At 66.2% G+C, this 20480-nt stretch carries 20 protein-coding genes and 1 tRNA gene; 11 read left to right on the top strand and 10 right to left on the bottom strand.

Annotated elements, in window-relative coordinates:
• Positions 1–46 precede the first annotated feature (46 nt).
• Positions 47–1171, top strand: coding sequence for a phosphotransferase enzyme family protein (locus IBJ82_RS31295; protein WP_194829580.1), 1125 nt, complete (start codon positions 47–49; stop codon positions 1169–1171).
• Between the two features lie 169 nt (positions 1172–1340).
• On the opposite strand, the gene IBJ82_RS31290 is transcribed toward IBJ82_RS31295, so the two are convergent.
• Together IBJ82_RS31290 and IBJ82_RS31285 are read right to left on the bottom strand one after the other, a co-directional pair.
• Positions 1341–3371, bottom strand: a complete 2031-nt coding sequence (locus tag IBJ82_RS31290) for an NADPH-dependent 2,4-dienoyl-CoA reductase (RefSeq protein WP_194829579.1) — start codon at positions 3369–3371, stop codon at positions 1341–1343.
• Positions 3368–3922, bottom strand: a complete 555-nt coding sequence (locus tag IBJ82_RS31285; protein WP_056821580.1) for a PadR family transcriptional regulator — start codon at positions 3920–3922, stop codon at positions 3368–3370. The genes IBJ82_RS31290 and IBJ82_RS31285 overlap by 4 nt, the downstream gene beginning before the upstream one ends.
• 132 nt (positions 3923–4054) lie before the next feature.
• On the opposite strand from IBJ82_RS31285, the gene IBJ82_RS31280 reads away from it, so the two are divergent.
• Complete coding sequence (locus IBJ82_RS31280; protein ID WP_194829578.1) at positions 4055–5392, top strand: MFS transporter; 1338 nt, start codon at positions 4055–4057, stop codon at positions 5390–5392.
• A gap of 51 nt (positions 5393–5443) precedes the next feature.
• On the opposite strand, the gene IBJ82_RS31275 is transcribed toward IBJ82_RS31280, so the two are convergent.
• Positions 5444–6091 carry a TetR family transcriptional regulator gene (locus IBJ82_RS31275; RefSeq protein ID WP_056821578.1) on the bottom strand — a complete coding sequence of 216 codons (648 nt, stop codon included), beginning with the start codon at positions 6089–6091 and terminating at the stop codon, positions 5444–5446.
• A 143-nt stretch (positions 6092–6234) separates the two neighbouring features.
• Between IBJ82_RS31275 and IBJ82_RS31270 the strand changes: the two genes are divergently transcribed.
• The 3 genes from IBJ82_RS31270 to IBJ82_RS34935 are packed head-to-tail and all read left to right on the top strand — an operon-like array spanning position 6235 to position 8907.
• Positions 6235–7326 (top strand): ferredoxin reductase, encoded by a 1092-nt coding sequence (locus IBJ82_RS31270; RefSeq protein ID WP_194829577.1) that lies wholly within the window; start codon positions 6235–6237, stop codon positions 7324–7326.
• Positions 7327–7365: 39 nt separating this feature from the next.
• Positions 7366–8517 carry an acyl-CoA desaturase gene (locus tag IBJ82_RS31265; protein WP_194829576.1) on the top strand — a complete coding sequence of 384 codons (1152 nt, stop codon included), beginning with the start codon at positions 7366–7368 and terminating at the stop codon, positions 8515–8517.
• A complete protein-coding gene (locus tag IBJ82_RS34935; RefSeq protein ID WP_228537943.1) occupies positions 8518–8907 on the top strand; it encodes a hypothetical protein in 390 nt (129 codons plus the stop codon).
• A 3-nt stretch (positions 8908–8910) separates the two neighbouring features.
• Here the strand turns inward: IBJ82_RS34935 and IBJ82_RS31255 are convergent, their stop codons facing one another.
• Entirely contained in the window at positions 8911–9441 is a 531-nt protein-coding gene (locus IBJ82_RS31255) for a DUF4254 domain-containing protein (protein ID WP_228537942.1), read from the bottom strand.
• Between the two features lie 331 nt (positions 9442–9772).
• Between IBJ82_RS31255 and IBJ82_RS31250 the strand changes: the two genes are divergently transcribed.
• The gene (locus tag IBJ82_RS31250) at positions 9773–10093 is read left to right on the top strand and encodes a hypothetical protein (protein WP_194829575.1); all 321 of its coding nucleotides are present in this window, start codon (positions 9773–9775) and stop codon (positions 10091–10093) included.
• A 2-nt stretch (positions 10094–10095) separates the two neighbouring features.
• Here IBJ82_RS31250 and IBJ82_RS31245 read toward each other — a convergent pair whose 3' ends face one another.
• The 3 genes from IBJ82_RS31245 to IBJ82_RS31235 are packed head-to-tail and all read right to left on the bottom strand — an operon-like array spanning position 10096 to position 12739.
• Positions 10096–11088: an ATP-binding cassette domain-containing protein gene (locus IBJ82_RS31245; protein ID WP_194829682.1), complete on the bottom strand. Its 993-nt coding sequence runs from the start codon at positions 11086–11088 to the stop codon at positions 10096–10098.
• A 3-nt stretch (positions 11089–11091) separates the two neighbouring features.
• Positions 11092–11925 carry an ABC-2 family transporter protein gene (locus tag IBJ82_RS31240; protein WP_194829574.1) on the bottom strand — a complete coding sequence of 278 codons (834 nt, stop codon included), beginning with the start codon at positions 11923–11925 and terminating at the stop codon, positions 11092–11094.
• Positions 11918–12739 (bottom strand): ABC transporter permease, encoded by an 822-nt coding sequence (locus IBJ82_RS31235; protein WP_370585563.1) that lies wholly within the window; start codon positions 12737–12739, stop codon positions 11918–11920. Before IBJ82_RS31235 ends, IBJ82_RS31240 begins: the two co-directional genes overlap by 8 nt.
• A 56-nt stretch (positions 12740–12795) precedes the next feature.
• Between IBJ82_RS31235 and IBJ82_RS31230 the strand changes: the two genes are divergently transcribed.
• The gene (locus IBJ82_RS31230; RefSeq protein WP_194829573.1) at positions 12796–13038 is read left to right on the top strand and encodes a hypothetical protein; all 243 of its coding nucleotides are present in this window, start codon (positions 12796–12798) and stop codon (positions 13036–13038) included.
• Between the two features lie 8 nt (positions 13039–13046).
• On the opposite strand, the gene IBJ82_RS31225 is transcribed toward IBJ82_RS31230, so the two are convergent.
• Positions 13047–13586 carry an OmpA family protein gene (locus tag IBJ82_RS31225; protein WP_194829572.1) on the bottom strand — a complete coding sequence of 180 codons (540 nt, stop codon included), beginning with the start codon at positions 13584–13586 and terminating at the stop codon, positions 13047–13049.
• Between the two features lie 54 nt (positions 13587–13640).
• Positions 13641–15284 (bottom strand): MFS transporter, encoded by a 1644-nt coding sequence (locus IBJ82_RS31220; protein WP_194829571.1) that lies wholly within the window; start codon positions 15282–15284, stop codon positions 13641–13643.
• A gap of 291 nt (positions 15285–15575) precedes the next feature.
• Here IBJ82_RS31220 and IBJ82_RS31215 point away from each other — a divergent pair, with 291 nt between their 5' ends.
• Together IBJ82_RS31215 and IBJ82_RS31210 are read left to right on the top strand one after the other, a co-directional pair.
• Positions 15576–16142, top strand: coding sequence for a nucleoside deaminase (locus tag IBJ82_RS31215; RefSeq protein ID WP_194829570.1), 567 nt, complete (start codon positions 15576–15578; stop codon positions 16140–16142).
• 1 nt (position 16143) lies between these two features.
• Positions 16144–17088, top strand: coding sequence for an antibiotic biosynthesis monooxygenase (locus tag IBJ82_RS31210; protein ID WP_194829569.1), 945 nt, complete (start codon positions 16144–16146; stop codon positions 17086–17088).
• 100 nt (positions 17089–17188) lie between these two features.
• Here IBJ82_RS31210 and IBJ82_RS31205 read toward each other — a convergent pair.
• Positions 17189–17262 (bottom strand) — tRNA-Arg (locus IBJ82_RS31205).
• 137 nt (positions 17263–17399) lie between these two features.
• On the opposite strand from IBJ82_RS31205, the gene IBJ82_RS31200 reads away from it, so the two are divergent.
• Entirely contained in the window at positions 17400–19448 is a 2049-nt protein-coding gene (locus IBJ82_RS31200; protein ID WP_194829568.1) for a cytochrome c oxidase assembly protein, read from the top strand.
• Positions 19445–20422 (top strand): serine/threonine dehydratase, encoded by a 978-nt coding sequence (locus IBJ82_RS31195; RefSeq protein ID WP_370585562.1) that lies wholly within the window; start codon positions 19445–19447, stop codon positions 20420–20422. The genes IBJ82_RS31200 and IBJ82_RS31195 overlap by 4 nt, the downstream gene beginning before the upstream one ends.
• Positions 20423–20480: the final 58 nt, after the last annotated feature.

The raw sequence follows: 20480 nt of genomic DNA, 5'->3' as shown, positions 1-20480 counted from the left end.
TGGCAGCGCGGGAAACCGGGCACCCGGCAATAGCATGAGTGGCGATATGGCAACTGACTCGAGGCCGCAGGTGTTCGGCATGGGTGACGACCCGCTGGCCGAGCCGACGTGGCCCGCGCTCACCGAAGACGAGATCGCCCGTGCGATCGCCGCGACCTGGGACGGATCGGCGCTCGCGGAGATCGAATGGCGTGGTGCGCGACCGCTGTCGTCCACGGTGGGGGTGCGCTCGGACGACGGTTCGCGGCTCGTGGTGAAGCGGATGCCGGTGCGATTGCGCGACGAGGTGGCGCTGGGCGAGGAGCATCGGTTCATGGCGCATCTGCGTGACCGGGGGATTCCGGTGCCCGAAGTGCATGCCGCCGTAGGTGACTGGGCGCAGCTCTCTCACGTTGACAATCATCCTGTGCCGGAGTTCGCGTACGAGGTGCATCGCGCAGGGGTGGGGGAGGACCGATATCGCGCGGACTTCTCGTGGTCGCCCTATCGCGATGTCGACGATGCGGTGGGCGCGGGAGTGATGCTGGGTCGATTGCATCAGGCCGCAACGGGTTTCGACGCTCCCGCTCGACCCGCTCGACCGTTGCTGGCGAGCATGCACGGTGACGTGGTGAGCGCGTTCGAGTGGCACATCGCCCGCCGACCGGCCGTCGCTCGGTTCCTCGGGGAAAGAGACTGGCGCACTGAGGTTCCCCAGTTCCGGGCCGAGCTCGCCGATGTCGAACCGCTGTGGACCCATGGGGATTGGCACGGGACCAACCTGCTGTGGGATGACCACGAGGTGACCTCGGTGATCGACTTCGGACTGGCAGATCGGACGACGGCCGTCTTCGACCTCGCCACCGCCATCGAACGCACGGCGGTCGACTGGGTTTCGCTGCGCGACGGCGGACCCGCGCACGTCCGCGCGGACCAGATCGCCGCGCTGATCCAAGGATATCGATCGGTGCGACCCTTGACCGCCGCCGAACAGAACCTGCTCCCAGACCTGCTCCCGCTGGTCCACATCGGCTACGAACTCTCCGAAATCGACTACTTCCTCACCGTTTCCCACGACCCACACAACGCCGAAATCGCCTATCACGACTGGCTTCTCGGACATCTTCGCTGGTACGAAGCAGGGGAGGGCCGCGAACTACGCGCCGCGATACGCGACCTCGCAATGCGCTGACCGCATTCCCAGCCCCGCACGACCCGACCTCGAGGAGGGTCCCGCCGCGCAGCGGCGGCAGCGGCCCGGCCGCGAGTTAGCCGCCGTTGCGTCCGCGGCGCAGCCGCCAGCAACGGTGGCTAACTCGCGGCCCCCAGGGGCCGCGCTCGAGCGCGCCAGCGCTCCAAAATCACATGCGTGCGGCCAGGCGGGTGCCCTGGTCGATGGCGCGCTTAGCGTCGAGCTCGGCGGCCAGGTCGGCGCCGCCGATGAGGTGCAGGTCGACCCCCGCTGCCCGCAGCGGCTCTTCGAGTTCGCGGACGGATTCCTGTCCGGCACAGACGATCACGTTGTCGACCTCGATCACGCGGGGGTTCTCGTGCTTCTCGCCGAAGCTGATGTGCAGGCCCGCGTCGTCGATGCGGTCGTAGTTCACGCCGCCGACGTGCTCGACGCCCTTGGCCTTGAGCGCCGCGCGGTGTACCCACCCGGAGGTCTTACCGAGGTCCTTGCCGAACGGGGTCGACTTACGTTGCAGCAGAACGACATCGCGGGCCGCGGGGGAGGGCTTGGGCTTGCGGAGCTGGCCGGGAACCTGCTCGTTCTCGGAATCGACGCCCCATTCCTCTTTCCACTCGTCGAGCTTGAGCGTGGGATGCCCTTCGACAGTGAGGTATTCGCTCACGTCGTAGCCGATACCGCCCGCGCCGATCACCGCGACCTTCTTGCCGACCGGCTTCTCCTCCTTCACCAGTTCGGCGTAGGACAGCACCATCGGGTGGTCGATACCGGGGATGTTGGGGATGCGCGGGCGCACACCGGTCGCCAGGATCACCGAGTCGTACTTGCCCGCGATCAATTCCTCGGCGCTGACCCGCTTTTCGAGATGCAGGGTGACGCCGGTGAGGTCGATCTTGCGGCGGAAGTAGCGGATCGACTCGTCGAACTCCTCCTTGCCGGGGATGCGGCGGGCGATGTCGAACTGGCCGCCGATCTTGTCGTCGGACTCGAACAGGTCGACGTGGTGGCCACGCTCGGCCAGACTCACCGCCGCCGACAGGCCTGCCGGGCCCGCGCCGACGACGGCGACCCGCTTGGCCCGGCGAGTCGGCAGCAGGTTGAGGGTGGTCTCGCTGCCCGCACGCGGGTTGACCAGGCACGACACCTTCTTGTTGCCGAAGGCGTGGTCGAGGCAGGCCTGATTGCAGGCGATGCAGGTGTTGATCTCGTCGGCGCGGTCGCCCTCGGCCTTGTTGGCCCATTCGGGGTCGGCCAGCAGCGGGCGGGCCATCGAGATCAGCGCCGCGTCGCCGCGGGTGAGGATCTCTTCGGCGATCTCGGGCATATTGATGCGGTTCGACGCGCAGACCGGGATGTTCACCTTGCGCGCGATCTTCGCGGTGAACTCCACGAACGCCGCGCGCGGCACCGAGGTGACGATGGTGGGCACCCGCGCCTCGTGCCAGCCGATATCGGTATTGAGGATATCGACGCCGACGGACTCCAATTCCTGTGCCAGAGCGACGATCTCGTCGAAGGTCTGCCCCTTCTCCACGAGCTCGGCCATCGACAGCCGGAACACGATGATGAAATCGGGACCCACCTCGGCCCGGATGCGCCGGGCGATCTCGACGGGCAGGCGACGCCGGTTCTCCGGGGAGCCGCCCCACTTGTCGGTGCGCTTGTTCACCCGTGGCGCGAGGAACTGGTTGAGGAAGTAGCCCTCACCGCCCATGATCTCGCAGCCGTCGTATCCGGCGAACTTGGCCAGGCCCGCGCAGCGCGCGTAATCGTCGATGGTGCTCTCCACACCCTTCGACGACAGCGCCCTCGGCTTGAACGGGTTGATCGCCGACTTGATCGCCGAAGCCGAAACACTGGTCGGCATATAGGAATAGCGTCCCGCGTGCAGGATCTGGATGGCGATCTTGCCGCCCTCGGCGTGCACTGCCTTGGTGATCGTGCGGTGCCGGTAAGCCTCGGTCTTGTTGGTGAGCTTGCCGCCCAGCGGTAGCAGCCAGCCGGTGCGGTTGGGGGCGTAGCCGCCGGTGATGATCAGGCCGACGCCGCCGCGAGCGCGTTCGGCGAAGTAGGTGGCCAGCTTGTTGGTGTCCCAGGCGCGGTCTTCCAGACCGGTGTGCATGGAGCCCATGACCACGCGGTTGCGCAGCGTGGTGTGGCCGAGGTCGAGTGGCTCGAACAGATGGGGATAGGCAGTCATGGGCGGTCGTCACCTTTTCGCGGTCGCAGGGCCTGCAGTACTTCGTCGCACCATTCGAGGTAGCCGGACTCCGCGCGGATGCCCGCGCGAAGCACCAGATACTGGTGCAGAGCGGTGCCGGAGAGCTGGTCCGGCACCGGGAAGAATTTCTTTTCGCTGAGGCGGTACTCGTCGAGGCGCTGGGCGTGCTGGCCGCGATGGCGCTCTACCTCGGCGCAGATGGCATCGATGTCGCCGTACGCGGCCGCGCGGATCTTTACGCCGAGTTCGTCGCGAGCGGGGGTGGCGTCGGTGGGCTCGGCGAGCCAGCGGGCTATCTCGGCCTGACCGGCCGGAGCCACCGAGTACACCTTCTTGTCGGGTTTTCCCTGCTGGTTCACCGATTCGACGGTGACCCAGCCGGAGGACTCCATCCGCTTGAGAACCCGGTATATCTGCTGGTGGGTGGCACTCCAGAAGTAGCCGATCGACTTGTCGAATCGGCGTGCGAGCTCATACCCCGAGCCGGCCCGCTCGGTGAGCGAAACCAGTAGCGCGTGCTCCAGTGCCATGGTACGAGAGTATCCGGAACGCTGGGTACTATGCAACCAGGTTCATATGCATTGACGGCGCCGATGCGGTGATGGCGTGGGTGCACGCGTTATAGGCGGCGTGTCTGTTCGTTCGCCGTTACTCTTCGGCCTATGACCGAGGTGAACGCGGCCGAGACCGTCGGCGAGGCGGCCGGACGCGGGCAGGTACTGGCATGGGGGCTGTGGGACTGGGGGTCGTCGGCGTTCCAGGCCGTGACGCTGACCTTCGTGTTCTCGGTGTACCTCACCGACAAGGTGGGCAAGGATCTGCCGGGAACGACACCGGCGAGTGCCTGGCTGGGTTGGGCGCTGGCGGGGGCCGGGTTGGTCGTCGCGCTGACGGCGCCGGTCTGCGGGCAGTACTTCGACGCGGTCGGCTCACGTAAACGGGCCTTGGCGACCTTGACAGCGCTGACGGTCGGTGCGATGTCGCTGATGTTCTTCGTCCGCGACGACTACAACGATCTCTGGCTCGGGCTGGCGCTGCTCGCGTTCGCCTCGGCCACTTTCGAGCTCGCCGGCGTGCCCTACAACGCGATGATGCGGCAGGTGTCGACACCGGCCACGGTCGGCCGGGTCTCCGGATTGGGCTGGGCGATGGGCTATTTCGGCGGCATCGTGCTGCTGCTGATCTGCTATGTGGGATTCCTCGCCGGTGACGGCGACACCCGCGGATTGCTCGCGATGCCCACCGATCAAGGCCTCAATGTTCGGCTCGTCATCGTGCTCGCGGCGGTGTGGTTCACCGTGTTCGCGCTGCCGGTGCTGTTCGCGGTGCCCGAGATGCCACGCACCGGCGCCGACCCGGGAGCGGCGAAGGTCGGCTTCCTCGGTTCCTACCGGGTGTTGTGGCGTGACGTGCGGGCGCTGTGGGGTCAGGATCGGCACACGGTGTACTTCCTGCTGGCCAGTGCGGTGTTCCGGGACGGGCTGGCGGGCGTGTTCACCTTCGGCGGGGTGCTCGCGGTGACGGTGTACGGGTTCGCCGACGCCGATGTGCTGCTGTTCGGGATCGCCGCGAATGTCGTGGCCGGGCTGGCCGCGGTGGTGGCCGGACGGTTCGACGACCGGATCGGGCCCAAGCGGGTGATCGTGTCCTCGCTGGTCGGGATGCTCATCTGCGGCGTCGCGCTACTGATGGTGTCGGGCTCGACGATGTTCTGGATCTTCGGGCTCGCGCTCACCGTGTTCGTCGGTCCCGCGCAGGCCTCGGCGCGGTCGTTCCTGGCGCGCCTGGCACCGCCGGGACGGGAAGGTCAGTTGTTCGGCCTGTACACCACGACCGGTCGGGCCGTGTCGTTCCTGGCGCCCGCCCTGTTCGGCGTTTTCGTCTCCGTTTTCCACAGCGACCGCGCCGGAATCGCCGGACTTCTGGTCGTGCTGGCGGTGGGCCTGCTGGTCCTGCTCCCGGTACACGCGCCGTCGCGCGCGGTATCCGCCGATATGTGACGTATCACCGGCGGGATGCCGCCGAGTTGTGTGAACGCCCGTGCTCTGAGTTCAGTCCGCGTTTTTGGGTACCCAGCCAGCGATGCCCAACGCGATCAGGCGCATCTGCATGACGGTGCGCTCCACGATCGCCGATTCCTCACGGGAGGTGGACGCGACGAAAGCGGCAATACCGTCGGTAACAGTGGTAACGAGCAGATCTGCGGCGATCTCCAGCTCGGTGGTGCTCCACGAATCCAGCGCACGCAGGCGAGAGAGATCGGCGACGATCTCGCGCACGATCAGCTGCATCTCCATCGCGATCGCCTGACGTAGTGGGGCAGGCCCACCGTGACGCTCGCGAATCAGGAAACCGAACAGAGCGCGTTTGACGCGTACCTGCTCGAAGACGAAGCGGACCGTATCGGCCAGATGGGCGTCGGGCTTGCGCCTGACCTCTCGCAATGCCAAGCGCAATGCGGTGACACCCTCATCGACGATCGTCGCGCCCAGGTCGTCGAGCGAGGCGAAGTGGCGGTAGAAGGCCGTCGGCACGATGCCGGCCGAACGGGCGATCTCACGCAGGCTCAATGCCGCGAATCCGCGCTCCGAGGCCAAGGCCAAGGTGCCGTCGAGGAGGGCTGCCCGGGTATGCGCTTTGCGCTCGTTGCGGGTTCCTGCCTGCTCAGTCACATCGGTGAGCATACATCCGTTCACCATAGCGGCCTTTGTCATTATGTTGTCCGCCTCACATTATTGCCGGTTGACAGTGGCCCGGGGTCATCGGGCACACTGGTGAGTGTACAGACGTGCACTGAAAATTGAAGCGCACATCGAAGGACTTCTCAAAGGGGCAACGCGACATGGTGGGACTGATCGACCTGGTGCAGACGTTGACGACGCCGCACCCGCTGGACCGGTACCTGGAACTCGTCAACCCCGGGCTCACCGCTCGGGAGCTGCGCGCCGAAGTCACCCATGTCTCGCACGCGGTGCCGGGCTCGGTGACCCTCACCCTGCGCGCCTCACGGCAGTGGCGCGGTCATTCCGCCGGTCAGTACGTGCAGATCGGCGTCTCGATCAACGGCGTGCGCCACACCCGCTGCTACTCGCCGATCGACCCGGAGAGCCGTGGTGAGCGCTACCTGCAGCTCACCGTCAAGGCACACCCGGGTGGGCTGGTGTCGAACTACCTGCACGCCAACGCCAAGCCCGGCATGGTCGTCGACCTGGCGCCCGCATCCGGTGTGTTCCACCTACCACAGCAGCGGCCCGACAAGGTGCTGCTGGTCAGCGGCGGCAGCGGCATCACGCCGGTACTGTCGATGCTGAGGACCCTCGACGCGGAGGGGTACACCGGGCAGGTCACGTTCCTGCACTACGCCCGTCAGCCGGAGATGGTGCCGCACCGGGCAGAGTTGTCCTCCATCGCGCAGCGTCGCGCCAACTTCACTATCGAATACCGCTACCCGGTCGAGCCGGGCACGGTGATCGACGGTGAAACCTCCACCGGCAGTGGTTTCTTCGACTACGACGAGCTCGAGCGGGTCGCACCCTGGTACGCCGATGCGCAGACCTTCGTGTGCGGGCCGCCGCCGCTGATGCGGGCGGTCAAGACGATCTTCGAAGCCGAGGGTCTCGAAGATCGGGTGCTCAGTGAGGAATTCACGCTCACCACGGTCCCGACCGATCCGTCCGAGGCCACCGGCACCATCACCTTCTCCGGCAGCGACGTGGCCGCCGACAACACCGGAGCAACGCTGCTCGAGCAGGCCGAAGCATCCGGCCTGACCCCGGAATACGGCTGCCGCATGGGGATCTGCTTCTCCTGCACCGCGACCAAGGTCTCCGGCTGCACCCGCAACGTCCGTACCGGCGAACTCGACGCCGACCCCGACAAGTCCATCCAGATCTGCATCAACGCCCCTGTCGGCGACGTCGACATCGCGCTCTAGACAACCGATTACCCAGAACCAACAAGGGGAGATACAGCCATGACGATCCTCACCGAAGGCAAAGACGGTCCGGTCATCCTGAGCCCGGATCAGGTCGAAGAACTCGGCGCTGCGCTCGACGCGCTGCGCGCCCGTGTCGTCGACGACCTCGGCGAACGCGACCGTGACTACATCTACAACATCATCAAGACCCAGCGTGGCTTCGAGATCGCCGGCCGCGGTCTGATGTACCTGGGCTTCCTGCCGCCGTTCTGGCTGGCCGGCGTCGCCGCGCTCGGTGTGTCGAAGATCCTCGACAACATGGAGATCGGCCACAACGTCATGCACGGCCAGTACGACTGGATGCGTGAGCGCGGCATCAACTCCCGCGAATTCGACTGGGACACGGTCTGCCCGGCCGACCAGTGGAAGCACTCGCACAACTACATGCACCACACCTACACCAACATCGTCGACATGGACCGCGACATCGGTTACGGCGTCCTGCGCATCGACGAGGCGCAGAAGTGGAACCCCTACTACCTGGGCAACCCGCTCTACGCGTTCCTGCTGATGACCTTCTTCGAGTGGGGCGTGATGCTGCACGACCTCGAGGCCGACAACATCATCAAGGGCAAGCGCAAGTGGTCCGACATCAAGCCCCTGCTCAAGGGCCAGGGCAAGAAGGCGGGCAAGCAGGTCCTCAAGGACTACGTGATGTTCCCGGCGCTGACCGGCCCGCTGTTCGTCTCCACCCTGGCGGGCAACGTGGCGGCCAACCTGGTGCGCAACGTGTGGACCTACTCGATCATCTTCTGCGGCCACTTCCCCTCGGGCGTGCAGACGTTCTCCAAGGAGGAGACCGAGGTCGAGACCCGCGGTGAGTGGTACGTGCGCCAGATGCTCGGCTCGGCCAACATCACCGGCTCGCGGCTGTTCCACATCATGTCGGGCAACCTGTCGCACCAGATCGAGCACCACCTGTTCCCCGATATCCCGGCCAACCGGTACCCGGAGATCGCGCCCGAGGTGAAGGCGCTGGCAGAGAAGTACGGCCTGCCCTACAACACCGGTCCTTTCTTCAAGCAGATCGGCTCGGTCTGGGGCAAGATCTTCAAGCTCGCGCTGCCTGATCGTTTCACGAATAGTGACCCCAAGCCCGGTGTTATCGTTATGCGTAATCAGCCGGAATCCTCCACTGTGAGCGGGTAAATGGTCGGGAAATTCGAAAGCAACAAGGATCTGGTCCAGGACTTGACGGCTTCCGGTGCGCAGCGGGTAGGCAAAATCGCCTCGCTGATCACCGGGACCGTCGCCGAGGTTGCTCGTGAGATCGGTGAGTTCGTCACCGATGTGATCGAGATGCGTGAAGCCGCGGCGGCCGCTCGTCGAGATGCCGAGCGGGATGCGGCTTTCGTCGAAACCGAGACCGAGTTCGTCGATCTCGACGCTCCGGTAGCGGACGACTTCGGCGCGCGGGCCTCGTTCACGGAGCCGGCCGCAGGCGACAAAGCCCCGGTTGACGACGACGAAGCCCCGGCTACAGATAACAAAGCCCCGGCTACAGACAACAAGACCCCGGTTACGGGCGAACAGGCCTGATCCTCACCACACCGGCAATCGCCTGCGGTGCTCGGTGACATCGGTGATCAGATCTCGATAGCCGTCGGTCAGTTCGGCAAGACGACACCATTGCAGATGGGTGCGAGCCTCCCGCTGCCGTGGTGTCGTCTTCGTTTGTGCCGGTCCGGCCATGGCCTGCTGGGCGGCGATCCATTTCGCGGCCATCCGGTCGATCACCGCGCCGAGGGTCTCGGTATGCAGCGAAGCGCCGACGCGGTGTTCGACGTGAGTGGCGACCCACTCGTCGATGTGGGCGATCAGCGCGATGCGGTCGTTGTCGATGTCGTCGACGAGGCGTCCGCACGCCGCGCCGGTGCTGCTCGACGCGGCGGGGTCGCGTGCCTGCTCCAGGGCTCGGCGGCGGCGATCGTGGCAGCTCGCGAGGTCTCGGGCTGCGTCGAGAACGCGGTGTCGCGTCGGGTCGGGGTGGTCGGTTCCGAGGAAAGCCCGCATGAGTGCCGAGGGTGTCGGTAACTGCGTGGCGTCCATACGGTGGCCGTGATCGATCGGCATGGTGGCTGCCCCTGACAACGCTGTGTACATGGATACGCCAGGGCCGAGGAGGAGGTGTTGGGGTGCTCTCCCCGGCACCGGCGTAGCCCCGCCCGGACGTCGACAGATATCCGCGACGCTGCGGGTGGAGAAGACGGCCCGGGGAAAATCGGGACCCTCTCAGGAAAGCGCGATCCGGCGGCGACGCGCAATAGCACGGTGGACAAACCCGGCCGTCGGCAGAAATTGTTATCCACCATTACGGCCGGGTCTCCCCGTGAGTACTCCCCGATAACCCCGGGGCACATTTCCGGCAATCATTTCGGCGCTGCATGCACTAACCTCGATAATTGTGCCCGCCTACGTGTCCTCGCCTGAATTGACCTTCGGGTTCCTGTTCGCCCTGGAGGCACCGGAGCGCATCGCCGATGTCGTGCGCGGCCTCATGGAACGTCGTGCGGTGTCGGTGTTCCGGCTCGCTCGCCTGTCCGACGACGACGGCCCACCCGAGCGCTACGTCGTGAACTGGGCGGCCATCCCGCAGATTTCGATCACCACCGGAGCCCCCGCCGACGAGGAACTACGCGCGCAGCGGATCATGCTGGTCAACGCCTTCCTGGGGGAGGGCGGCGAGGTGAGCATGTACGCGGGAAACCCGGACGGGCCGAGCTGAATTCAGCGGGTCGACTCGTAGATCCGGCGGACCACGTCCTCTATATCGGGTTCCTCGATCGACAGATCGCGCACCTGCGCCCGGTCCGACACCGCCGCCAGTAAAGCCGCCGCGGTGGTCTTCTCGGCGTCGAAGGCCAGGCGCTGGCGCATGCCGCCAGCCTCGCTGGACAGCAACTGTGCCCCGCACGGCAGATCATCGAGATCCGGTGTGGGAGCGGCCAAGTCGACCACAAGTACCCGGCGCGCGCCGACGGTGGCGCCGAGCCCGGCCAGTGAACCGTCGTACACCAACCTGCCGTAATCGACGACGAGCACCCGATCGCAGAGTCGTTCGATATCGCCCATATCGTGGGTGGTGAGCAGCAGCGTGGTGCCGCGCTCGATCCGTTCGGCGCGCAAGAACTCACGTAATCGTTGTTTGGACAGCACATCCAGGCCGATCGTCGGCTCGTCCAGGATCACCAGCTCGGGCGAATGCAACAGTGCGGCCGCCACTTCCGCGCGCATCCGCTGACCGAGCGAGAGCTGGCGGACCGGGGTGTGGAGGGTGTCGGCCATTTCCAGCTGTTCCACCAGTTCGTGGGTCCGCTTGTCGGCGATATCGGGATCGAGGCGGTGGATCGCCGCCAGGATCGAAAACGACTCGTGCAGTGGCAGATCCCACCACAGTTGCGATCGCTGCCCGAACACGACCCCGATGCGCGAGGCGAGTTCCTTTCGCTGACGCACCGGCTCCAGACCGCAGGTGCGCACGGTTCCGGTGGTCGGCACGAGGATGCCGGTGAGCATCTTGATGGTCGTCGACTTGCCCGCGCCGTTGGCGCCGATATAGCCGACCGCCGAGCCGCGTTCGATCCGGAAACTCATGCGGTCGACGGCAGTGATGGTGTCGCGATGTCGGCGCCAGCGCCGGCCGTTCTTGCGGTAGACGGTGAATTGCCGGGTGAGGTCATCGATGTCGATGATCGGTTCCCGGTTCTCGTGCTCGTCCATCATCTATCCCCCTCCTCCCTGATAGTGCCTCGTACCGATCCGCCATGCCGCCGATGCGAGCAGCCACACCCACGCCGCGGCGAGTGGCGTGAGCCACGCCGACCACGCGGGCAGCAGCGGCGGCCCCGGCAGTCCGAGTAGGGCGATGGTCGGCACGTACGCCGTGAACGCGACGGGAATCGCGAACCCGAACAACAGTTTCAGCGGTGTCGGGAACACAGAGGCCGGCTGCATCGCGGCGAACGAACCGCCGTAGGTGAAACTGTTGGTGAGCTCGGCACCGTCGATCAGGAAGAACTGTAGTCCGGCTGCGCATACGAAAAGGCCACAGAACAGCGCAATTCCACTGAGCAGGGTGATCACGATCAAGGTAACCGGGGCGATGCCCCAGTCGATATCGTTGCGCCACAGCCCGATCCCGAGCACGATCACCGCGACCGCGGCCCGCGCGAGTCTGCGTAACGAGATGTCACTGGTCACCAGCTGCAACAGCAGTGGTTGCGGGCGAAGGTGATACGCGTCGAGGGTGCCCATCCGAATCATCGACGGCAGCGAGTCCAGGTGCCCGACCGCGACCTGGGCCAGCGCGAACGAGGTGTTGGACAACCCGAACAGCAGCAGCGCCGCGTCGACATCGAGGCCGCCGAGGGTGCCGACATTGTGGAAGATCACCCACACCTCACCGAACTCCACCAGCCCGATCAGGAAGGCGCTGAACACCTCGGTGGCGAACGAGAGTCGGTACACCTGCTGGGCTTTCACACGCGAACGCAATACTGCGAGATAGGGCGTGAACCAGGTCCCGGCAACAACGCGCGCGGAAACCGGTTCAGCCACCCTGTACCTCCAGCCTGCGTTGTCCCGCCCGCAGCAACACCCTGCCGAGCAGTCCGATCACCAGCACCCAGAAGCCTTGTATCGCAACGATGATCAAGGCCTCCCACCCAGCGGCCCGCCCTGACAGCGTATCGATCGGGGCCTGCAGGATGGAGGGAAACGGCGTAGACATGGCGACGACACGCAGCCAGTCGGGGAACATGTGCACCGGGACGAAAAGCCCGGCCAGGAACGTTCCGACGATCTGGTACAGCACCCGGATGCCGCGGATCTCGACCACCCAGAACCCGATCAGCGCCACCGCGAACAGACAGAGGAACGACAACGCCACCGCCAGCAGCACACTGATCAGACCGAGTATGTAGGCCACCGGCGTGCTCGGCATCGACAGGCCGAAGGTGGCAGCGCCGATGACGATGCTCGGTACTCCACGCGGCAGGATCGTGCAGGCGGCGCGGCCCATATCGGTGGCCAGGTAGCCGAGTTGCACATCGATCGGGCGCAGGAAATCGATCGCCACGTCACCGGACTTGATCCGGTCGACCAGGTCGATCTGCGGCCCCATGAACTGGGTGGCGCCCAGCAGCGCCTGCGACAACCACACATAGGCGCCGATGGTTCCCTCGTCGTACCCGCCGAAATCACCGGCGGCACGCACCGCCGCGACCATCACGGCCGCACGAACGAACCCGAACACACAATTGGTGAACAGCCCGGCGAACATCGCCAGTTTGTATTGCGCCTGTCGCTTGAACCCCGCCCGCGCCAGCGTCCAATACACCCGGAAAGCCCCGGGCTTGCGACGACGCCGCACTGCGAAAGCAAGCCCACCATCCCCCACCACATTGCCCCGCACAATCAGTCAATTCTATGCCGATCGCCACGACCCAGGACGAAAACGGCACGGATCACTGGCGCTCGCCGCGCGTGGGGCTATCGGGACATGCTCAGTCCTTGGGGAAGCCCGTCGCGAACAAGATCGCGATGGCGACCGAGCTGACCACGGAGATGGCAAGGATGATCCACATGGGGCCAAAGATTACCCGGCCCCGGACCCTGTCCCGGCATCGCACCACCGTGGCCGGCATCGGTGCAGGTCACGACGATATGTGAGGGTGCGGCTATTCGTCGACCACCGTGATCGTGGCCTCGTTGGCATCGACCTCCGGGTCGGAGGGATTCGCGTCGGACTTCACCGTGATGCGCGACTTGTCGACGCCGGCGCCCTCGAGCGCGGCCGCGATGTTGTCACCGCGGGCCTCGGCCAGGGTTTTGGCCGCCGCGACATTCGAATCCTGGGCGTAGGTCGTGATCTGGATCTCGGTGTCGTTGCCCTGCAACGGGAGCGCTACAGCTTGGAGGGTCGCGGCAGCGACTGCGCCGAGGTCGGAACTGCCCTCGTCGAAGGTGATCGGTGCGGCGGACAAGACCGTGTTGATCGCGTCTTGAACCGCTTGTTGCGCGGTGGCGCGCACGGAGCTGACGACCGAGGACGCGGTCGAGGCGATGCTGCTGCGCATGGGGTCGGTGTCGGTCGTCGTCGAGGTGACTGTCGAGGTGGTTGCCGGGGCGGATGCGTCATCGTCGGAGCTGCACGCCGCGGTCATCAACACGACCACCGCGATCGATGCGATCCCACAGATGCTGTTTCTGACGTTCATCGGATTCTCCTGGTCTGTGAATGGCGGACAAGTGGGCCTTGCGTTGTGCTTCGATCAACCGCCCGGAGCATGCGGCTGCGAACTCGCGGGAGCGGATCCGACTTGCGGGTGCCGGGGGATCCGCCCGGTGCCGAACAGTGCCGCGATCGCGAGAAGGGCGGTCAGGGAGAACGCGACGCGCAGCGCATCCAGTCGGGCCTGCTCGTTGACCTCGAGGATCTCGGTGGCCTGCGGCTCGGGGACTGCGTTGTCGCGCAACGCCTCCCGCAGTTGGGTGTCGGACAGGAAAGGGACGCCTGCGGCCAATTCGGTGGTGGCTTGTTGTTTCACCGAGGGCGGCACATCGGGGTCGTCGTTGATCCCGGCGACGACCGAGGTACTCAGCGTCGCGATGAGAACCGATCCGACCAACGCCGTTCCCAGGGACGCACCGAGATTGGACGCCGTGTTCTGCAACCCGCCCACCTCGGGGCTCTGCTCGTCCGGCACGGCCGACACGGTGACCGCGCCGAGCTGGGATGCCAAGGCCCCCAATCCGATTCCCATCAACACCATGGGAATGGCGACCACACCCGCGTCGGCGCCTGGATCCATGCCTGCTACGAGGAAGAGGATGCCGACGATCATGGCGGCCATTCCGGCCCGGACGACGCGGCGAGGGTTGGCGCGCGGCCAGATCTTCGGTATTCCGGCCGCGGACAGCAGCAATGCCACCGACAGCGGAACCAGGCGCAGTCCGGTCTGCAAAGCGCTGAGTTCCAGGACAACGGTCAAGAACAGCGGGACGGTGAAGAACACCCCGGCTTGCACCGTGTATTGGCCGAGGAACATCGTGAGCCCGCCGGTGAGCTGCCGATTGCGGAACAGCGCCGGGTCGACCAACGGCTCGCCACCGGTCTCGGCGAGGTGGCTCTGCCAGCGCGCGAACACGTACAGCAGCAGCATTCCGCCCAGCAACAGCCAGACGACAGGCGAGAGCCCGGCGAGGGCGGCGCCACCGGGTTTGGGTTGGACCCAACCCCACTCACTCGACCGCAGCACGCCGAAGACGAGCATGCCGAGACTGAGGACGGACAGCACGGAACCGAGCAGGTCGATCCGTACCTTCGCCGGCTCGACGTCGTTGATCCGGCGTAGCGCCAAGAGGATGATCACGACCAGGACCGACTCGCCGGCGAACACATACCGCCACGACGCGAACGTGGTCACGGCGCCACCGATCAGCGGCCCCGCGGCGACGGCCATCGCACCGGCCGCCGCGACCAGGCCGTAGGCGGCGCTGCGGCGCTCGGGCGGAAAGTTGCCCGCGACCAGGGCGACGATCGCGGGCATGATCAAGGCGGCGCCGATGCCCTCCAATAGTGACCAGCCCAGCAGCAACACGGGCAGGCTCGGCGCCAACGAGGTGGTCAGCGAACCCACCCCGTAGATGACGAGACCGATCGCGAACGCTCGACGTCGGCCGATGATGGTGCCCACCTTGCCGCCGGTGATCATCAAGGTCGCCATGACGAGCGTGTACAGGGTCATGGCCGTCTGGATGCCGGTGATGGTGGTGTCCAGGTCGTCGGCGACCTGCGCCATCGACACGTTCATCACCGAGGTGTCCAGCGTCATCAGGAACTGACCGGACGCCAGCACCAACAGCACCACCCCGGATCCGGCGGCCACCGCACGCGACGGGCCGCTCGAACTCATGAGCCGGGGCTCTCGGGCATCAGGGCCTCGCTTCTGTGACCAGAGGGCCGAAGGTAGGGACGATGCCCAGATTCACACACCGGCAGCGTGCGCGACTCACCCGAAAAGGGTGAGTCGGCAGAACCCGACGTCAAAGCCTCGCTAATTCACGGCTATTCCGCAGCGGTCCGGCCGGAGGTAGATTCGATGTGCGGCAGAGGCCGAATTATGTGTGTGTGGTCGGAGCCGCGACGGCATCGAACAGCCGTCAGGTCAATGACGTCCGAACCACACTGCGAGGTGCAATGTCCGATGACACCGGATCAACTCATGGAAGAGGCCTGCAGACTGGCCAAAGAGTCTGTCGACAACGATTGGGGCGGACCGTTCGGCGCCGTCATCGCGAAGGACGGCGTGATCGTCGCGCGAGGGCAGAATCGAGTGTTACTCACTGGTGACGCCACCGCGCACGCCGAGATAGAGACCATCCGCAAGGCTGCCCTGGTACTCAACGACGAGGCCCCGACCATTTCCAAGGACCACCAGAACGAGGCGACCCTAGAATTGGTCCCGCGACCCGAGGGATCGGCCGACAAGGTTCCGGAACGCGCGAAAATGTTGATGGGGATGGAGATATTCATCAGCGGCGCACCCTGTCCCATGTGTATGAGCGCAATCTATTGGGCGCGACTCGATGCCGTGCATTTCGCCAGCGATCTGGCCGACACCAGCGAAATCGGCTTCGACGACGCGTATCAATACGAGGACTTCACGAGGCCGCTGCCCGCGCGGTCTGTGAAAATCGAGCAGTTCCGCAGGGATCTGGGCGCCGAAGCGTACAAGACCTGGGCCGAAAAACCCGATAAGCACCCGTACTGACATGTCGGCCTCGGCGACGGTGGTCATCACTCAGCAGCCTCGAGTCGGCCGCGAGGTCGAGTTTCGACGGTGGCAGGCGGAGGTCAACGACGCCGCGGCGGCCTTCCCGGGATTCCTCGGCGCCGAGGTGACGCCACCGGGTGACGCTCAGTCCGACTGGTCGGTCGTGTATCGGTTCGACGGCATCATCAACCTCGAGCGCTGGCTCGCCAGCGATACGCGCGACGAACTCATCGCGAGGGGAACGGCGCTGTTCGAGCAGCCGTCGACGCAGCATGTGCTGGTCGACGAGCCGGACGACGAGGTAGTGACCGTCGTCGTCTCGCATCCCGTGGCGGCCGAACGTGAGACGGAATTCATCGCCTGGCAGGACCGCGTGACCGAGGTCGAGCGGACCTTCCGAGGCTTTCGCGGATCCGGGCTGCATCGGCCGATTCCCGGTGTCCAGAGTGACTGGACGATCATCTATTCCTTCGCATCGGCCGAGCATCTCGACCATTGGCTCGAATCGCCCCAGCGCAAGGCGCTGCTCGAGGAAGCGCCTGACTTCAGCGAATTCGAGGTTCACCGAATCGCCAACCCCTACGGGTCGTGGTTTCCGCCGAGCCAGACCGGCGAGGAAGGCGGTCCCGCGGCGTGGAAGACGGCGCTCTCGGTCCTGGTAGGGCTGTATCCGACGGTCGTGATCCTGACCGTGGTCATCGCCGAGATCTGGCCGGGCGCACAGCTGTGGATCAGCCTGTTGGTCGGGAACATCCTGTCGGTCAGCCTGCTGACCTGGGTGGTGATGCCGATCGTCACCCGCGCGCTGGGATTCTGGATGCGATCGAGCCCACGCCCCGATCCCCGCACCGACATGGTCGGGCTCGCCTGTTCGGTGGGTTTCCTGACCTTCGCCGCGATTTTCTTCTACTTGGTGACGAGGGTGTTCTGGACGCTTCCATGAAGTCGTCTCCGCTGATGCGATAGTTCCTTGCTGGTAGCGCGTCGCGCGCGGAACCTGCGGCGGCCCTGACCTCATGTTCATGCAGGTCAGGGCCGCTGTGCGCCCCCGGCAGGAATCGAACCTGCGACCTAGGGATTAGAAGGCCCTTGCTCTATCCAACTGAGCTACGGAGGCAGTCGCATCCACCTTGGCCGAAGTCGGCCATGCTGTCCAGCTCGAAAAGTATAGCGACTGACCGGATCGTCGAGCGGGGGCTCGGGTGTGACGCCCCATGAGGGCGTGGTCGGGCACACCGAACTACCCTCGTTGTCATGTCGTTATCGCAGGACTCCTCCGCGGGACCCGCCGTCGACGGCGGACCACCGGCGGAAGCGGGTCCGGCGGCGTCGTTCGGTGTGCTCAGCGTTGTGGCCGGGTGTATCGCCGCGGTGGTCGCGGCCATGGTGGTCGGACTGTCGGCGGCGCACGCGCTCAGTTTGCTCGGTATACCCGATCCGGGGGCGTTGACAACATATGGACTGCCCGCGTTGCGCGCGGTGGCCGATCTGGCCGCCGCGGTGACCGTCGGGTCCCTGTTGTTCGCGGCGTTTCTGCTGCCCCCGCGGGACGGGGGTCTGCTCGACGTCGGTGGATATCGGGCGGTTCGGCGGGCCTCGGACGCCGCGCTGGTGTGGGCCGCGTGTGCTGCGCTGCTGGTGCCGTTAACGGTGTCGGATACGACCGGTCAGCCGGTGAGCGCCCTCTGGCGACCCGAAGTGTTGTGGCCGGTGATCACGCAGGTCGAGGTGGCGGGCGCCTGGCGGACAACGGTGTTGTTCGCGCTGATCGTGGCGATCGGCTGCCGCTGCGCGCTGCGGTGGGGCTGGACGCCGGTGCTGCTGGTCGGCGCGTTCGTGACCATGATGCCGCTGGCGCTGACCGGGCATTCGTCCTCCGGTGGGTCCCACGATGTGGCGACCAATTCGCTGATCCTGCACATGGTGTCGGCCTCGGTCTGGGTGGGCGGCCTGGTCGCGGTCCTGGCCCACGCGATGCGCGGTGGCGCGAATACCGATATCGCCGCCCGGCGATTCTCGGTGGCCGCGACCATCTCGATCGTGGTGATCGGCATCAGCGGCGTGGTCAACGCCTGGGTGCGAGTGCCGGTGTCGGACCTGTTCACCACCACCTACGGCAGGCTGGTCCTCGCGAAAGCGGCCGCGCTGTTGGTGCTCGGCGCCATCGGCTACCTGCAGCGCCGGGCCTCGCTGCCCGCGCTGGCCGCCGACCCGCGCGACCGCGGCGCGCTCATCCGTTTCGCGGGCGTGGAGATGCTGATCTTCGCCGCGACCATCGGGCTGGCCGTGGGCCTCGGCCGTACTCCGCCGCCGCCACCGACCACGGTGCCGACGCCGGTCGAAGTGGAACTCGGCTACAACCTCGCGGGCCCGCCCACGGTGAGCCGCCTGCTGTTCGACTGGCGCTTCGACCTGATCTTCGGAACCTTGGCGATCGTGCTCGCCGCGCTCTACCTGCTCGGTGTCCATCGGCTGCGCAAGCGCGGGGACGCCTGGCCGGTCGGACGCACCATCGCCTGGTGCAGCGGCTGCCTGGTGCTGTTGCTGGCCACGTCGTCGGGGGTCGGGCGCTACGCACCGGCGATGTTCAGCGTGCACATGGGCGCGCACATGGCGCTGTCGATGCTGGGACCGATCCTGCTCGCCCTCGGTGGCGCGGTGACCTTGGCACTGCGCGCGCTCCCACCCGCCGGACGCGGCGGTGTGCCGGGCCCGCGCGAGTGGATTCTGGCGGCCGTGCACAACCCGGTCTCGCGCTTTCTCACCCAGCCCGTGGTGGCCTCGGTGATCTTCGTCGCCGGGTTCTATGCGCTGTACCTGGGCGGCATCTTCGACACCTATGTCGACTCGCACGCCGCCCATCTGATGATGAACACGCATTTCCTGCTCAGCGGCTACCTGTTCTACTGGGTGGTGATCGGCATCGATCCCAAGCCGCGCGAGGTGGCGCCGCTGACCAAGCTCGCGATGGTGTTCGGCACGCTGCCGTTCCACGCGTTCTTCGGCATCGCGCTGATGAGCATGACGACCGTGCTCGGCGACTGGTTCTATCGCACCCTCGACCTGGGCTGGAACATCGACCTGCTCGCCGATCAGCGCAACGGCGGCAGTTTCGCCTGGGCCAGCGGTGAGGTGCCGCTGGTAGTGGTGATGCTCGCGCTGCTGATCCAGTGGTCACGCAGCGACAGCAAGCTGGCCAAGCGCACCGACCGGGCCGCCGACCGCGACAACGACGCCGACCTGACCGCCTACAACGCGATGTACGCCGAGCTGGCGCGTCGCGACGGCGAGGTCCGCCGGTGAGCCGATCCGGTGTGTCGGCGAGTGAATCGACCGAGCGAGCCGAGCCGGAGCGGGTGCTGCGCACCGATGTGCGAGCGGCGCGACGGCGGCTGGCCGGGCGGGTGCGCAAGACACCGGTGTTCCACACGAGTGTGGACGGGCCGAACGGGCCGGTGCCGGTCTCACTGAAAATGGAATTCCTGCAGCACGGCGGCACATTCACGGTGCGTGGTGCGCTCAACGCCCTGCTGACCACCGAGAGCGGCGCCGACCATGTGGTTGTCGCCTCGGCGGGCAATGCGGGTATCGCGGTCGCGTTGGCCGCCGCGCAGCTGGGCAAGGAATGCACGATCGTCGTGCCGGAGTCCGCGCCGCACACCAAGGTGGCCGCGATGTGGGCGCACGGCGCCGAAGTGCTGTGGCACGGAACGAGCTATGCCGAGGCACAACGTCGGGCCCTCACCCTGGCCGCCGAGCGCGGGGCCGACCATCTGCACCCCTACGACATGCCTGCCGTGGTGGCCGGCGCCGGTGTCATCGGACTGGAGCTGGAAGAACAGGTACGCGGCAGGCCACCGGTGCTGGCCGCGGTCGGTGGGGGAGGGCTGATCGCGGGCCTCGGCGCTGCGTTGGGCAAGCGCAGGGAGATCGTCGGCATCGAATCCGAGCACATCCCGGTGCTCTCGGCGGCCCTCGCGGCGGGCAGACCGGTCGATATCGACGTGCCGTCGCGGGCTACCGAGCTGCTGTGCGCGACCCGGGTCGGCGATATCGCCTTCGATATCGCCCGGCGACACCAGATGCCCGCTCTCGCGGTCGCCGACGACGCGGTCGCCGCCGCTCGCGAATACCTCTGGCGTGAGTTCCGCGTGGTGGTCGAGCTCGAAGGCGCCGCCGCGCTGGCCGCAGTGCAGAGCGGCGTGTACCTACCGGAGCCCGGAGTACGCCCGATTGTGGTCCTGTGCGGGGCGAATACCGAGCTTCCCGTCCTCTGACACGGTCGATATCCACAACCGCCCGATTCATCCACAGATGCACTCGGCGCCTCCCACA

It is taken from the genome of Nocardia sp. XZ_19_231 (assembly GCF_015355705.1).
Classification (GTDB): Bacteria; Actinomycetota; Actinomycetes; order Mycobacteriales; family Mycobacteriaceae; genus Nocardia; species Nocardia salmonicida.
This window is presented reverse-complemented; position numbering and strand designations above follow the sequence as displayed.